General features: G+C 48.4%; 8 protein-coding genes. 5 read left to right on the top strand and 3 right to left on the bottom strand.

The genetic code is table 11. The features are described 5' to 3' along the window. The first annotated feature begins 427 nt into the window (after positions 1–427). From CHL74_RS04705 to CHL74_RS04685, 5 genes are all read left to right on the top strand, one after another. A complete protein-coding gene (locus tag CHL74_RS04705; protein WP_176452170.1) occupies positions 428–4,957 on the top strand; it encodes a choice-of-anchor J domain-containing protein in 4,530 nt (1,509 codons plus the stop codon). Positions 4,958–4,991: 34 nt separating this feature from the next. Beyond that, positions 4,992–7,529 (top strand): C10 family peptidase, encoded by a 2,538-nt coding sequence (locus tag CHL74_RS04700; protein ID WP_094880010.1) that lies wholly within the window; start codon positions 4,992–4,994, stop codon positions 7,527–7,529. Between the two features lie 678 nt (positions 7,530–8,207). After that, complete coding sequence (locus CHL74_RS04695) at positions 8,208–9,536, top strand: ATP-binding protein (protein WP_094880009.1); 1,329 nt, start codon at positions 8,208–8,210, stop codon at positions 9,534–9,536. A gap of 32 nt (positions 9,537–9,568) precedes the next feature. Further along, positions 9,569–10,921, top strand: coding sequence for a sigma-54-dependent transcriptional regulator (locus tag CHL74_RS04690; protein ID WP_094880008.1), 1,353 nt, complete (start codon positions 9,569–9,571; stop codon positions 10,919–10,921). Further along, entirely contained in the window at positions 10,911–12,098 is a 1,188-nt protein-coding gene (locus tag CHL74_RS04685) for a sensor histidine kinase (RefSeq protein ID WP_094880007.1), read from the top strand. The genes CHL74_RS04690 and CHL74_RS04685 overlap by 11 nt, the downstream gene beginning before the upstream one ends. A gap of 185 nt (positions 12,099–12,283) precedes the next feature. Here CHL74_RS04685 and CHL74_RS04680 read toward each other — a convergent pair whose 3' ends face one another. From CHL74_RS04680 to CHL74_RS04670, 3 genes are read right to left on the bottom strand one after another with little or no spacing between them, the layout of a single operon-like run. Continuing rightward, positions 12,284–12,949: an ABC transporter ATP-binding protein gene (locus CHL74_RS04680; protein WP_094880006.1), complete on the bottom strand. Its 666-nt coding sequence runs from the start codon at positions 12,947–12,949 to the stop codon at positions 12,284–12,286. A 33-nt stretch (positions 12,950–12,982) separates the two neighbouring features. Continuing rightward, entirely contained in the window at positions 12,983–15,367 is a 2,385-nt protein-coding gene (locus tag CHL74_RS04675; RefSeq protein ID WP_094880005.1) for an ABC transporter permease, read from the bottom strand. 49 nt (positions 15,368–15,416) lie between these two features. Continuing rightward, a complete protein-coding gene (locus tag CHL74_RS04670) occupies positions 15,417–16,670 on the bottom strand; it encodes an efflux RND transporter periplasmic adaptor subunit (RefSeq protein ID WP_094880004.1) in 1,254 nt (417 codons plus the stop codon).

Raw genomic sequence — 16,670 nt, 5'->3', positions numbered from 1 at the left:
ACGAATATCGGTTCTGTCACCTGGTCTCAGCTCGTTTTCGTCAAGGTATATGTGAACAAGCTTTGTTTCTTTCTTTTGCTCTACAAACACGTCTTTAAGGTCGAACCAATCCAGCATGTGTTCGGGCAAAAGACATTCTGCAAGGAGTCTATACTTTTCCATATTTATCCGTTCTTTGACTTTATAAACGGACAATATAGTGTTTTTATTGTACTACGATATCCACACACTTTTTCCAGTGGTCCGTATTTTATCATCATTTTCGTGAAAATGGAAAAGACTGATTTGCACCGTGTTTATAATATACCTATTTTTGCAAGCGATAAATATCATAACATAACACCGCCTGTTTGTGGAATATGTAGCATACAAGTAGTTCTACCGATGGGTTAAAAATAATAATCTTATGCAAAAACAAAAACCAATTATGACCATTGGAGTAACAACATCAATGTTGTTGTTGTCACTCGGCGCCAACGCCCAAACCACAGAATTAGGGCTTAAAGGTAACAAGTCTTCATACGAGATGCTCGCTCCTATGAAGCTTACACCAGCAGAGCGCAAGGCTAAGTTGGCTGAGTCTATCGCCAAGCATCCGCTTTTGCACAAGAGACTCGTGCCGCAAACAGCGAAGCGTGACAGCCTCGTGCGTCTTAACCGCAACATTGAGGCAGGCATCAAGACCAAGCAAGCACCATCCCTTCCTATATTAAGAGCCAACGACGAGAAAGCCAAGACTCTATGGGGTAATGTGCTTTTTGATAATAGCTGGGGTGCTGAGACTCCAGAATACGGTATGTACTCATTCAGCACCGAAACTCCCATTAAGGTAAAGAAGCAATTCCTGGACGACTTCTTCCGTGCCACTGGTGCAGGTGCATGGATTGAGGACGACCTCTATTTCGTGATGTACCAGAACTTCTGGGGCGTGGATGTGATCTACCTCTATCATTACGACACCAAGACTTGGGAGAAGAAGCTGGAAAAGCGCCTTGAGAATTATTCGCTCGTTGCCATCGAGACAGCCGTGGCTAATGACGGAACTGTCTACGGATGTTTCCTTGACGCTGACGGTACGTATAATGAGCTTGGCGTAGTAGACTATGCCACCGAGTCAAGAACCACTATCGGACGACTCAGACACAGTTACGTGGCAATGGGTATCACCAGCGACAATGTTCTGTATGGCATTGCGGAAGATGGCAACCTCTATAAGATTGACACCCAAACAGCTGAAGAAGTAGTGGTCGGTTCCACTGGCAAGCAACTCACCAAGGCTGACGGCAGCTACTTCTATCAGAGCGGCGAAATAGACCAGACCACCAATACTTTCTATTGGGACTGCGTGGACAACAACCAACAGTCAACCCTCTATACAGTAAACCTCACCACTGGTCAGCTGACGGAGGTTGGACAATTCGCTAACAACAACATCGTCTCGCTCCTTACCATTCCTAAAGCAAAGGCTGCCGACAACGCTCCTGCTGCTGTTGAGCAGATTGACTTCGACTTCGCTGGTGGTTCGCTGACGGGCAACGTCTGCTTCACCGCACCAACAAAGCAGTTTGACGGCAACAACCTTACAGACAGCAAGCTCACCTACACCATCCTTAACGGTAAAGAAGAAATAGCAACTGGCGAGACCACTCCTGGAGCAAAGGTATCGCAGCAGGTGACACTTAACAAGGGATATAACACCATCACCGTTATTGTCAGCAACGCCAACGGCGCGAGCCCGAAGTACGCAAGCCGTTACTACGCAGGCTTTGACACTCCGAAGCCTGTGGGCAACGCTCAGGTATCCGTAAATGCCAACACTGGCAAGGCTACTGTCACATGGGAAGCACCAGCCGGTGGTCAGAACGACGGCTACCTCGGCGAACTCACCTACGACATCAAGCGTTATCCAGAAGGCAAAGTGGTTAAGACAGGCCATGTGGGAACCACCTTTGAAGAAACACTTCCTGAGGGCGAGACCACAGTCTATGGTTATGGCATCACGCCAAGCAACAACGGCACTAAGGGCGACGAAATCGTCACCAACTACATAGCCTACGGCGACCCCATCACTCCGCCTTTCTACAACGGATTCGACGCTAAGTACGACTTGGCTTACTTCACCGTTATGGATGCCGACAATGACGGCAAAACATGGTCTCTCAAAGAGGCTGACATGTTCAATGGTTACGACGGTTACGCCCAAATACTTCGTGGAGAGGAGAAGCACAGCTTCAACGACTGGCTGATTACACCCGCACTCAAGGTAAAGGCCAACCACAAGTATAACATCTCTTTCCGACTCTCAGGACTATACAAATATTATGAGGAGCAGTTCGAGGTGAAATACGGCTCAGCACCCACTGTGGAAGGTATGAATAAGACTCTGATGCCGCAGACCACCATCAAGCGTTCCGACTTTGAGACGGTTACGCTCACTCTCGAAGCAGACAAGGATGAGGTTATCTACCTCGGATTCCATGCACTCTCAGTACTGGGAGAAGCCATGGGCGTAAAGATTGACGACATCAATGTCACGGCAGGTGTGGACAATCTCGCTCCTGACCAGGTGACGGAACTCAATGTGGAAGCCGACCCGCAGGGAACTCTCTCCACAAAAATCAGCTTCACAGCTCCGACAAAGACCCTCAACGGCAAGACTCTTGACAATATCACCGGTTTCCAGCTCCGTCGCACGGGTAAGGTGGTGGCAGAGATTCCTGCTGCAGCTCCTGGCGCAAAGGTGGAATACACAGACAACACACCGGTCAATGGTGTCAACGTATACAGCGTGGCAGCCGTAAACGAGAAGGGCGCAAGCTTCTATTGCACACCGGTGGCAGTATACGTAGGCGAAGATAGCCCCACTACTCCGGTAAAGGCTAACACCGAAACAAATACCAACTCAGTACGTTTTAACTGGAACGCTCCAGAGAAGGGCATACACGGTGGCTATCTCAACCCCGAGAAGCTCACCTATACGCTCGCCGAATCTGACGGTTCTGACTATAAACCTACATATACTCCTGTGGGAAACACAGTAGGCAAGACATACTTCGACCTCGACGTCAATCCTAATGACGGAGCGGAGCAGACCGTAAAGACACTCTTCATCAACGCAGCCAACGATTACGGCAGCAGTGCGTACATACCATTGCCTTCATACATCCAGGGCAAGCCTTACGACATCCCGTTCTCTGCCAGCGTAAAGAACTATATGTTCTACGGCATCCTTTGGGCAGCATGGGGAACCGGCAAGTCTGACTTCGAGCTCTCTAAAAACTCGGTTGACAACGACGGCGGCTGCTTCTATCTCGTGCCGAAGAACGACGACGACATCTCGTACCTCGGTTCAGGCAAGATCAGTCTCGGTGGCGCTACAGCTCCCAAGCTGATGTTCCATCACAAGGCAGCAGAAGGCAGCAAGGCAAAGATTACGGTAGAGGTGGAGACTCCTGACGGCATCAAGCATGAGGCAGACGTCATTGACTACGCCAACCTGCAGGGAGGCGACTGGAGCGCATCCGGCATCGACCTCAGTCCGTGGGCTAACGAACCGTTCATCACCTTCGACTTCGCCGTACAGGGCAAGAGCTATGAAGAAATCTACATTGACCGCCTCTTCGTACGCGACACACAGACTGACGACCTCAACGCCGAAATCGAAACACCGAAGACAGTATTGAAGGGTGGCGTGGCTAACGTGAAGGTAAGAGTGAACAACTTCGGCGAGAATCCTGCCAAGAACTTCAAGGTGAAGCTCTATGCCAACGACAAGCTGGTGGAGACCAAGAAGATAACTGAGACTCTGGATGCTTACAGATTCACAGACGTTGACTTCGCATTCCAGAGCAACAAGCTCGACCAGAACGACAACGTGGAGCTTAAGGCAGAAATCGACTATGCTTACGATCTCTTCGAGGACGACAACGTGGTGTCTGCAAACATTGGATACACCACAAGCGCTAAGCCGAAACCCGAACAGGTGAACACCAACAATACAGAAGAGGGTGTGAACATCTCATGGACTCCGGTAATCACCAATACAGAGACCGTTACCGAGAGCTTCGAGGACGGAACATCATGGAGCCAGGACAACTTCGGAGCTTTCCATTCAGAGGCTGTAAACTCTGGTACAACTGGAGGTGTATTCGATAAGTACAAGTTCCCGAACCAGGGTTCTAACTACGGATTCATGCTCTTCGAGCCTGCTAACGGATGGCTCACAGCAGCACAACTCAATCAGGCATCCGACTTTAAGGCACACACTGGCGACAAGTATATTGCAGCCCTTTACCGAGTTGACGCAGAAGGATATGACATGGCCCAGAACAACTGGCTCTACAGTCCGGAACTCTCAGGCGACGCTCAGGAGATAAGCTTCTGGGCAAAGAACTTCAAGGACAGCGAGGTTACGCATAAGGAGACCTTCAACGTGCTCTACTCTACTACTGATAATAAACGCGAGTCGTTTAACAAGATTGGCGAGACATTCAGTCTTACAAGCGGTGCATGGGAGGAGATAAAGGTGCAGTTGCCGGCAGGTGCCAAATACTTCGCCATCAACCACAACACTGCGACATGGGACAATCCGTTCTTCTTCATGATTGACGACATCACCTATTCATACGGCGCAGGCAAGGTAACCGGCTACAACATCTATCGTGACGGCAAGCTCATCGGCAATGTAACAGCTGACGTTCGCAACTTCGTCGACAAGGATGCAAATCTCTCTGACACCAACAGTCATGTATATGGCGTCACAGCAGTATACGCCAGCGAAGAGTCGGAGGCAACACTCGCTCAGATTCTTACCGGACTGGACAACATCTCTGCTGACAGCAAGACATTCGACGTCTACACAACAGACGGCATCTGCGTGGCAAAGGGCGTGAAGAACCTCAACCTGCTCAAGAAGGGAGTCTACGTAGTTAACGGCAAGAAGATTGCAGTGAAGTAAAAAAACTGGAATGTGAAACCAACAAACGAAAACCATGAACAAAAGTTATAATATGGTTTTGGCTACAATGTGCTTGGCATTACTTATGCCAAGCGCACTGAACGCCAAGCCCCGAACCCTACAGCAGAAGATGCAGGCAGCCACGGCAGCTTTCAGTAAGGGACAGTTGTCGAAGATGATGAAGGCTAAGAAAGCGCCGATGAAGCAGCTCAAGGCTGCAGACGATTACACAGTCTTCGGATACGACAACGGCGGATTTGCCATCATCGCCAATGACGACCTTGTTCCTGCCGTGCTCGGCTATTCGGAGAGCAGCTTCGACGACAAGGCAGGGAACGAGAGCTTCAAGTGGTGGCTCAGCGCTGTCAGCGAGGTGGTGAAGAAGAATGTGGAAGAAGGCAAGACCATTGCTCGCACCACAAAGCCTACCGACGGCAACTTCCCTGAAGCAGTCCCCATGCTCCTCACCACCAAGTGGGGTCAGGAGGCACCGTTCAACAACCTCTGCCCCATCGCCACGGACGGCTCGGGCAGATGTCTCACGGGATGCGCCGCCACGTCCACGGCACAGGTGTTCTATTATCATAAGGGACCCAAGAACGGTATGGGCAGCCATACCATCTATTATCCCTACGGCATGACATCAGGCGTTGCCATCAGCGTAGACTTCGAGAAAAGCATCTACGACTGGACCAATATGATAGACGTTTACGACAAAGGCTACTCCACTCAAGAGGCTGACGCCGTGGCTGTGCTGATGAGAGACCTTGGCGTGGCAGCCGACATGGACTACGGTTCAACCGCACAAGGCGGTAGCGGCACGCTCCACGAAACTCTTGCCAGAGGTCTGCAGCGCTATTACGGACTGACCGACGTGAAGTATCTGGAGCGTGAGGACTATAGCGAGCAGGGATGGATGAACGTCATCTACGACCAGCTCAGCCGCAATCTGCCTATCGTCTACGGCGGATTCACAAAGCAGCGCGAGGGCCATTCCTTCGTTCTTGACGGCTACGACGCAGAGGGACTGGTGCACGTCAACTGGGGATGGAACGGTGATCAGAACGGCTATTACGACATAGCCATCCTCGACCCCGTCGGCTATAAGTTCACACAGATGCAGGAGGCTGTCATCAACATCGAGCCGACACCTGCCATCAGCCGCATCTCCGGCGAAGTAAGCGTGACGAAGCCAGGTACGCTCCGCTCGCTGCTGGAAGAGGAATCGTTCTTCCATTACGAAGGTCTGAAGGTCAACGGTGACATCAATGCCACCGACATCCGCACCATCCGTGAGATGGCTGGCGTGGACGAAAACGGCGGTCGCACTCGCGGCAGACTGCAGAAACTCGACCTTAGCAACACCAACATCCTTGCAGGATCTGACTATTATCTCATCGACAAGGGCAACAAGCTCACCATCAAGGCGGACAACACATTGCCAGACAAGCTGTTCTATGGATGCAGCATGGAAGAGATCAGCTTCCCGTCGGCAGGCATCCACAACTTCGGAAAGGGCGTATGGGCTTACTGCAACAAGCTGAGCCACGTAAGTCTCACTCCTGCCGCTGACGCCAACTTCAAGGTGGTCGGCAACATGATTTACAATACGGACAAGACCACTCTGAGGGCTGTCACGCCTCTCGTCAGAGAAGACATCAACATCCCCGACGGAGTGAAGACCATCGACGACTATGCACTTGCCGGTTGCAGCATGGTACGCAAGATAGCCATCGGCAACGATGTCAAGAACATCGGCAGAGAAGCCTTCGGCTACTGCTGGTCAATGGAGGAACTGAAGGTCAGACCTAAGACCATCCCACAGCTCGGCACCGACGTCTTCGCAGCAGCCAACACCCAGACCTGCAAGCTGACAGTACGTGCAGGCAGCAAGGCACGCTACGCTTCTTTGGCACAGTGGAAGGAATTCACGAACATCGTGGAGTTCGGCGTTACCGTCAAGGCACGCAATCTCTCACGCATCTATGGCGACGACAATCCTGAACTCACCTACACCGTCATCGGTGCAGAGCTGGAAGGAAAGCCTGAGCTGACATGCGAGGCAGACAAAACTTCTGATGCCGGACGTTACAAGATCAAGATCGGACGCGGAACCATCCAGGACGAGGACGTGGAGTTTGAGGACGGCTATCTGATCATCAAGCGTGCTCCGCTGGAAGTGATCGTGGAAGACGCCACACGTGGCAAGGGAGAAAGCAATCCTGAGTTCACCCTCCGCTACGAAGGATTCCGCAACGGCGATACGGAGAGCGTATTCAATGAGAAGCCGCAGATAACGTGTGTGGCAGACGAGAACTCACCCGAGGGCGAATACGAGATTGTCGTGGAAGGCGGCGATGCCGACAACTACGACCTCTCTTACACCAACGGCAAGCTGACCGTCACCGGCGCCACCGGCATCACAGCCGTAGAAGCAGACACAATGCTGAACGGAAAACCCTGCGACATCTACTCTCCCACCGGACAGTTGGTTCGCAAGCAAGCCCACTCTCTCAACGGTCTGCCGTCAGGCGTATACGTTGTAAAGGGCAAGAAGATACTCGTTAAGTGACCTATGCCAAAGACAATATTTGCATTTCTGATGCTCAATACTATGAGCCCAGCGCACAACAAAATCTTTGGTGCGAAATTCTCGAGTTTTGAGCGTTTTGAGACAACAGATTCATACACAGCGCGTTATGCGGTTTTCTGACAAAACGTTATGAAATCAGACTCGCAAAAGAGCCGTTTTCTGCTGCAATAGCGCCACTTTTACACTACAATAGTGCCACTTTTATCATGCAATAGCGCCACTTTTACACTCTAATAGTGGCACTATTGTAGTGTAAAAGTGCGCTATTGGTAAGCTCGGGTGCTGTTTGCACAGCAAAACACCGTAAAAACAGCAAACCAGAACTCTAGAATCAATTTTTATTTTGTAACATGTTTTTACTCTTTAGACAATATTTGCATGATGGTCATTAAGACGTGTTTTATGATATGAAGACGTGTTAGAATATGCAAAATGGTCAGTCTGGGAAAGCAACAATTTGACTTTACAATCAGCTTTTTCGTACTTTAATCATTGCTTTCTCAGCATTTTATTTTATCTTTGCAAAATAAAAGTCCCTTGGAAAACGTGCAAGACTTCAAGAAAAGTCCCTTGGAAAACGTGCATGACTTCAAGAAAAGTCCCTTGAAAAACGTGCATAAGCAAAAGCAAAATCAATCATAAATCATTAGCAACCAAATGTTTAAACGAAAAATCGAGGAATACCTCAAAGAATGGAAGAGTGATAAGCATAAAATGCCTCTTATCATCAAAGGATGTCGCCAATGCGGAAAGACATTCTCTGTACTCGATTTTGCTCATAATAATTATGAGCATATCGTTTATCTCGACTTTTTCCAACATCCAGAATACAAGTCTGTTTTTGATGGCGGTTTGGATATCGACAATATCTGCATGACACTTTCCACCTTGATACCAGATGCCACTTTCATATCGGGCAAGACCTGTATAATCTTTGACGAAATACAGGAATGTCCTCGTGCACGCACAGCCTTGAAATTCTTCAAGACAGACGGCAGATACGACGTAATAGGTACGGGATCGCTATTGGGAGTAAGTGGTTATCATACCAATGTTTCGGCAGAAGCTCCGATTCCGGTAGGTTATGAGACCATCATAGATATGTATCCAATGGATTTCGAAGAATGGCTATGGGCGAATGGCATTCAGAAAATGACCACCGATTATCTAAGTCGCTGTATGGAAGAACGTACTCCTGTGCAAGATGCCATTCACCAACGAATGCGCCAGCTGTTGCTACAATATTGCATAGTTGGCGGAATGCCACGGGCTGTCAGCGTGTTTATGGAAACTCATAACATGCAAAACGTTCTACGAATGCAAAAAGCCATCATTGAGGAATACAAAGTAGATATGCTGAAGTATGCTCCACAATCTGACAAATCACGTATAAGAGAATGCTTTGAGTCTATACCACGTCAATTAAGCAAGGAAAACAAGAAATTCGCATACTCCATAGTACGACCCAACGGAAGAGGTCGTGACTATCAAGGCAGCTTGCAATGGATAGAAGATGCCGGCATTGTCCGCCGTTGCTACAATCTTTCATCTCCGGAACTCCCACTTGACGGTAATGCCATTCCAGACCAATTCAAAGTTTATATGACAGACACAGGACTTTTCGTCAGTATGCTTGAACAAGGAACTGCTGCAGACATCCTGCAAGGCAATCTATATGGATACAAGGGAGCTATTTTCGAAAATCTGGTGGCAGATATCTTTGGTAAGATGAATCGCAAACTATATTATTTCCGTAAGGATTCGGGATTGGAGATTGATTTTGTCACAAGATACAATGGAGAGTCCACTCTGGTGGAAGTTAAGGCAACTAACGGTAATATCAAAAGCGCCAAGACCATTCTTGCAAATCCCAATAAGTATCATGTGGCTAATGCAATCAAACTGGGTGATGTGAATGTTGGCACAGCGCCACAAACACTAATCATTCCGCTCTATATGGCTTTTCTTCTGGAAAATAAGAATTAAAGAGGAAGATATCATCATATAAAAATCAAACCATGATAAAGAAACAAGGAACGATACTTATTGTTGATGACAACCGCAATATTCTCACTACGGTGAGGATGTTGCTCGAACCCGTATTCGCCAATATCATCACTATAGCCAACCCTAACTCAATTCCTGCCAAACTCAGAGAGGAACATCCTGACGTGGTTTTGCTCGACATGAACTTTTCGAGTGGCATCAATTCGGGGAACGAGGGCCTCTTTTGGCTTAGAGAAATCAAGAGCCTTAGTCCGAAGACCGAGGTGGTGCTCTTCACCGCTTATGCCGACATACAGCTTGCCGTAACGGGCATCAAGGAAGGTGCAGCCGACTTCATCGTCAAGCCTTTCGACAACGGGAAGATGATCAGCACGCTGACGGAGGCAAGGGACAAGAACAAGGCTGCGGACAAAGCCGCGGGCAAGCTTGGAGGAAAGAATGCACAAGGCATGATGTATTGGGGAGAGAGCGAGGTGATGACCGATTTGAGACACGTGGTGGAGAAGGTGGCAGCCACCGATGCCAACATCCTTATCACGGGCGAAAACGGTACGGGCAAGGAGGTATTGGCTAACGAGATTCATCGGCTGTCGGCTCGCAGCGGTAAGAAGATGCTGCCGGTGGACATGGGAGCCATTTCGGAAACCCTTTTCGAGAGCGAACTGTTCGGTCATGTGAAGGGCGCATTTACGGATGCCAAGGTGGACAAACCGGGCAAGTTTGAGCTGGCAGATGGCAGCACCATCTTTCTGGACGAAATCGGAAACCTCTCGTATAGCCTTCAGGCAAAGCTCCTCACCGCCCTGCAACGCAGAAGCATCGTGAGAGTGGGCGGTTCCACTCAGATACCCGTGGATGTCCGACTGGTCTGCGCCACCAACCGCAATCTGCAGCAGATGGTTAACGACGGCGAATTCAGAGAGGATTTGCTCTATCGTATCAACACTATCCACCTGGAACTGCCAGCCCTCAGACAGAGAAAGGCCGACATCGTGCCGCTCGCCAACCGATTCCTTCGTCAGTATGGCGACATTTACAACAAGACTAACCTTCGCTTCTCGGATGAGGCAGAGAAGAAGCTCACAAGCCTGCCTTGGTATGGCAATATCCGAGAGCTTCAGCACGCCATCGAGAAAGCCGTGATATTGTCCGACGGCGGAATGATTTCGGCTGAGGATATCGACGGCGGCAACCAGACGAGAAGGGAGAAACCGTTGGAGGAGGTGCAGACGCTCGACGAGATGGAGAGTCGCATGATAGAGAAAACCATCAAGGAATGCAAGGGTAATCTGTCGGTGGTGGCAGCAAGGCTGGGCATTTCCCGTCAGACGCTTTATAATAAGATCAAGCGATATGGACTATAAACTGATTGTCATCATAGTGGTTTTGCTTGTGGCTGTAGTGGGCTATGTTCGCCTCTACCGCCACTATCGTCGCAACATCAAGAAGGTGCGCTTCCTATTTGATGCCATTGACAATGGCGACTTCTCCTTCAACTTCCCCACAGAAAAAAGGAATAAGGAGGACAAGATTCTGCACCAATCTCTTAACCGCATCAAGCTTTTCCTGCAGCATACAAGGGAGGAGCAGATGGAGCGGGAGAAATATTACGAGCAGATACTGAATGCGGTGGATACGGGCATAATGGTGGTGGACAGTCAGGACAACATCTTGCAGCACAACCAGGCTGCTCTCCGATTGCTCGACACCGACGTGCTCACCCACATCAATCAGGTAAGGGAGAGACTAAAGGACGAACATCTGGCTAAGCATGAGACGCAAGCCATGCTGAAAGGCAAGCATGTGCGCATCATCGCCCTGAGCGACGTAAGCCACGAGCTTAGCAACCAAGAGGTGGACTCATGGATTAAGCTGATTCGTGTGCTGACACATGAAATAATGAATACCATCACGCCGGTAACTTCGCTCAGCGAGACTTTGCTGAAAGAACTCGATAACGAAGAGCAGAACGCAGCAGAACCGCAACCAACAGAGCAAGCCAAGCTGAAGCAAGGATTGGAGACCATCCACAAGACCGGAACCGAACTCTTGGCTTTCGTCAACAACTACCGCCGCTTCACTCATGTGCCACAGCCTCAACCCGCTCTATTCTATGTGGAGCCGTTCCTCGAACGTATGGCAATGCTTTGCAATCATGAAGTGGAAATAGCGGTAACGCCAAAGGACTTGTTAGCTTATGCCGACGAGAGCCTTATCTCGCACGTAGTGACAAATCTTCTGAAAAATGCCGTAGAGGCTTTCAATGACTTGCAATCCGAACCTACCACCAAACCATTCATCCGCCTCCACGCTTACACCAATGAACATGAAGCCGTCATCATCGACGTAAGCAACAACGCCGGGCTTATCCCCGACGACATAGCCTCCCACATCTTCATTCCTTTCTTCACCACTAAGCCCGAAGGAAGCGGCATCGGTCTCTCCCTATCCCGCCAAATCATGCGAGTAAGCGGAGGCAGCCTTTCGCTAAGTCAGGACAAAACGCATGGCATCACCACGTTCCGCATCGTCATCCAATAACGATACATTTATCTTGTTAGATTACACCAGACATTTTGCGGATTTCTGAAGGAGGATACACTTTTTCGAGGATATAAACTAACGAAAACAACACTTTTTCGAGGATAAGCCTCAAAAAAGCGCAAGAATCTCCCAAGTACAGCATGACTTAGGAGATTCATTATGACATAAATTTATGGATATTTCTACCCTTCCACTATTTGTCCATCAAACAATCTGATGATGCGATGGGCAATCTTGGCATCGTGCTCATTATGCGTTACCATGACGATGGTGGTGCCTTCGTGGTTAAGCTCGGTAAGCAGACGCATCACTTCGGCTCCATTCTTTGAGTCGAGGTTACCCGTAGGCTCATCAGCGAGGATGAGCTTAGGTCCGAAGACCACAGCACGGGCAATGGCTACTCGCTGCTGCTGACCTCCAGAGAGCTGATGAGGGAAATGCTTGGCACGATGGCTGATGGCCATGCGCTTCATGATGGCTTCCACCTTTGCCTTGCGCTCCGACTTCGGAATGTCAAGGTAAGTAAGAGGAAGCTCTATGTTCTCCTCCACAGTCAGTTCGTCAATGAGGTTGAAGCTCTGGAACACGAAACCTATCTCGCCCTTGCGCACATCCGTACGTTCGTTTTCTTTAAGGTTAGCCACCTCATGATTGCCCAAGAAATATTTTCCCGATGTAGGATTATCCAATAATCCAAGGATATTGAGTAAAGTGGATTTGCCACAACCTGACGGTCCCATAATGGCAACAAACTCACCGTCTTCTACTGTGAACGACACATTATTTAAAGCTATAGTCTCCACATCTTCTGTGCGGAATGACTTGCAAAGATTCTCTATTTTAAGCATTTTATTATTCAATATTAAGTGTTCAACATTTAGTTATTCATCCTTGAGATATTTCACCGGATTACTATTCGCCACCTTGTAGCAGTTGATGATTACTGATAGGGCGATGATGACGAGCAGCAGAATCGTAACACAGATAAAGAGTAAAGGTGTGATAGTAATCTTCTCGCTGAACGACATCAGCCATTGTCTGGCTATGAGCCAAGCCCCAATGTCGCCCACGATGATGCAAGGCAAAGCAATCTTCATAATGTCCTTCAGGAAGATGCGAAGAATATCCTTCACCTTCGCTCCGTTCACCTTTCTTATCGCTATCTCCTTGCGGCGGCGGTTTACCTCATCGCTCGTATAACCCACCAATCCGAAGAGGGCGATAATCATCGTCACGATACCAGCCACGAGGATGCCGTTGCGGAAATTCAATTGGGAAGCATACTGATTAGCCAATTCTGAAGCATAACTCTTCACGATGACCTTATTGTTAGGATACAACGACTGCACCTTCTGCTGTAGCTCCGACAACGATTCTTCCTTCAGTTCATTAAACTTAACCAATATATAGAAAGACCTCTTGAGTGAATAGAAATACAATAAAGGGAAACCATTCATCATATCTCCACAGGTTCTTACATCACCCCAACGAACGTTTTTGCATACACCGCAGACGGTGAAAACGTTTTCGTCATGTCCCGTACAAGTAATCTGCTTGCCTACAACGCCATCCTTCCAATGCCATGTTTTGATGAGTTTCTCAGCACATCGCTCATCAATGATTACCTGACGGCAGCTGTCACTTCTATCGGTAAAGAACGAACCCTGAACGATAGGGATGTTCATCATCTTAAAGTAATTGTCGTCCACTCCCGACATCTCCATAATATTAATGGTGTTATTATCATCACCGGGTATTCCAACCATATTTCCACCACTATTATATCCATTTATCGGAACAGAGTAAGTAGAACAACAATCCTTGACATTCGGCATTCGTCTGATTTCAGCCATACATTGCTGGCGCTGATTAGCATCGCTGGCATCTATCGAAACTATCGCCACATTATCATAATCATATCCAAGATCGAGACCCAACATCAGCTGGTACTGACCATTCACTATGTAAAGCAGACTAAACAGCAAACCAGAGATAACGAACTGGATGCCCAACAAGGCAAGCTTCCATCGGTTGCGGTTCTCATTATAACCACGGAAAGCAATGGCTACTGGAATCTTGTTGTAAAGCCAACCAGGCACAAAACCGCCAATTAGCAATACCAAAAGACAAATAACCACCAATATCCAACTGCCACGATTAAGCACCAACGTGCTTATCGGAGCAGAAAGGAAATTCTCGATAGTTCCCTTGCAAAGGAATACGAGTAAAGCTGCAAGAACAACAGCCAACCCCACATGCACCAAAGCTTCGGAGAAGATAATGGCATGAATGTTCTTAGGTTTGGCACCGTAGCACTTGCGGACAGCCATCTCGCGAGAACGGCTTACAAGATTTCCAACGATGATAAGCAGATAATTCATCACAGAAGTGAAAAGGAGGACAAAAGCCACAATAGACATAATCCATCCCATCTTCTTGATGTAAGGGTCTTGGGTGTAAACATCGCTCAACACCGTGAAATCGTAGTTGAGTTCCAATCCCATATTCTTCATCTCCTTCAGAGGAAAATGATCCTCTCGCATCTTATTCACGTAAGGCTTGAGTTCTTTTGCATCATGTCCCTTTGCCAACCGGATGTATGACGAATAGCGATCATTTCCCACCCATTGATCTCTGCCATCGTAAGAATATACGTATGGTGTACTGGGCATTGACAGAATCATCTGAATGTCATGCAAAGATGAACCCCATGGAAACTCTTCGAAAACACCATAGATAGTAAAAGTTGTTCCCGGATAATTGGGAAGCGTGAAATGTTTGCCTACGACATTGCCGCCAATCTTTGCTGCTGTTTCTGAATCTATAAGGCAAGACAACGGTTGGGACAATATCTGCTTGGCATTGCCCACCAACATCTTCTGCGGAAAGACATCGAAGAAACAACTGTCTGCCATCAAGATATTGGCAGACACGACGTTCTGGTTTTCAAGCTTGCATTGGGCATCGTTATGAAAAAAATCAGTACGGGTGGCTGCTTCCACCATAGGCGCATATTGCTTTACACCTTGAGCGGTAGCTCCTGAAGTTTGGTTAAACTTCAAAGTTTCGTCTTGGTTAGTACCCACTTCCGAAATCATATACGTCCTCTCCCATCCAGGGAAATACGTATCGTAGGTCTGCTCGAAATAAATCTCGGCGATAATCACCGAACTGATTGCCAGTCCGAGCGCCAGACACAATATCTTAACGAAGTTGTGCTGGCCCCTTCGAGGCAGATTCTTGAATGCGTTAATAATATTATTCATATCAATATTCTGTTTCAAGGGCGTTAGCCCAATTAATCACTAATCACTACTAATTAATCACCAAGACATCATTGTCCTTATATGCTTCGTAGCCGCTAACGATAACCTGCTCACCCGGCTCCAAACCTTCTATCACCTCATAGTATTGAGGATTCTGGCGACCAATGGTTATCTTGCGGCGATAAGCCTTCTTGCCGTCACGGTCTAACACGTAAATCCATTGACCGCCCGTTACACTATAAAACGTGCCTTTAGGGATGATTATTGCCTGCTTAGACTGTCCGAGCTGCAAATCCACGTAATATGTCTGACCGGTACGGATATTGTCTGGGCGTACGCCTTTGAAGACGAAGTCGATGCGGAACCTGCCGTCTCTCACTTCGGGATAAACCTTGCGGACTTGCAGAAGATAATGCTTGCCGTTCTGTACGAAAGAGGCATTAAGCCCCGGCTTCACACGGTCGATGTAATGCTCATCCACCTGCGCCTGCACCTTGTAATCGCTTAGATCGTTTATCACTCCTATCTTCTGTCCTGCCTGTATGCTCTGTCCAAGCTCCACATCCAGCAAACCAATTTCACCCGAAATGGTGCTGCGAATGTTCAGCTTCTCCTTGCGCTGTCGAACCAGCAGCACATTCTTCTGCATGGCTTCCAGATTATCACCCATCTGTTCCATCTGAGAATGTCGAAGCTGTGCGTCCTTCTTCAGTCGCTTGCTTATAAGCGCATGCTTCTTTACGGCAAGGTCGTAAGCTTCCTTAGCCTTAAGATACTCCTCGCGCGAATTGAGCTGTTCCTTGTGCAAAGTCTCCTGATGCTCATAGGCTCGACGCTTGGTGATTACGTCCTGCGAAAGCGAAAGCTCCTCGTTGCTATTGCTCAGTCGGTCTTGTTCCATTGATATCTGAGTGTTGCGTAGCATGTTCTGCTTCTCTGCCAATTCGCTTTCGGCATTCAGAATCTCAAGGTCGAGATTAGAATTGCTCAGTCGCACAATGACATCGCCCTTGTTGACGTGGGCGCCTTCATCCACTACTTTCTCCAAGACGATGCCACCCTCCTCCGAACTGATTTGCACCACGGAGATAGGCACCACCTGTCCGTCCACCGAAACATAATCGTTGAACTGCGCTCGCTCCACATTTCCTATGCTCAAGCTCTTTCTGTCCACCTTCAATGTGGAAGAGAAATTGCTCAAGCCCAACCATACGAGGACAGCTACAAGAACCGCTCCTCCTGCTATCCATGCCCAATACTTACGGGGCACGAGATATTTTTTCTTTTCTATCTTGATATCCAT

Source organism: Prevotella sp. 885 (assembly GCF_002265625.1).
Taxonomy (GTDB): Bacteria; Bacteroidota; Bacteroidia; order Bacteroidales; family Bacteroidaceae; genus Prevotella.
Note: the sequence above shows the minus strand (reverse complement) of the source record. Positions and strands in the feature narration are given on the sequence as shown.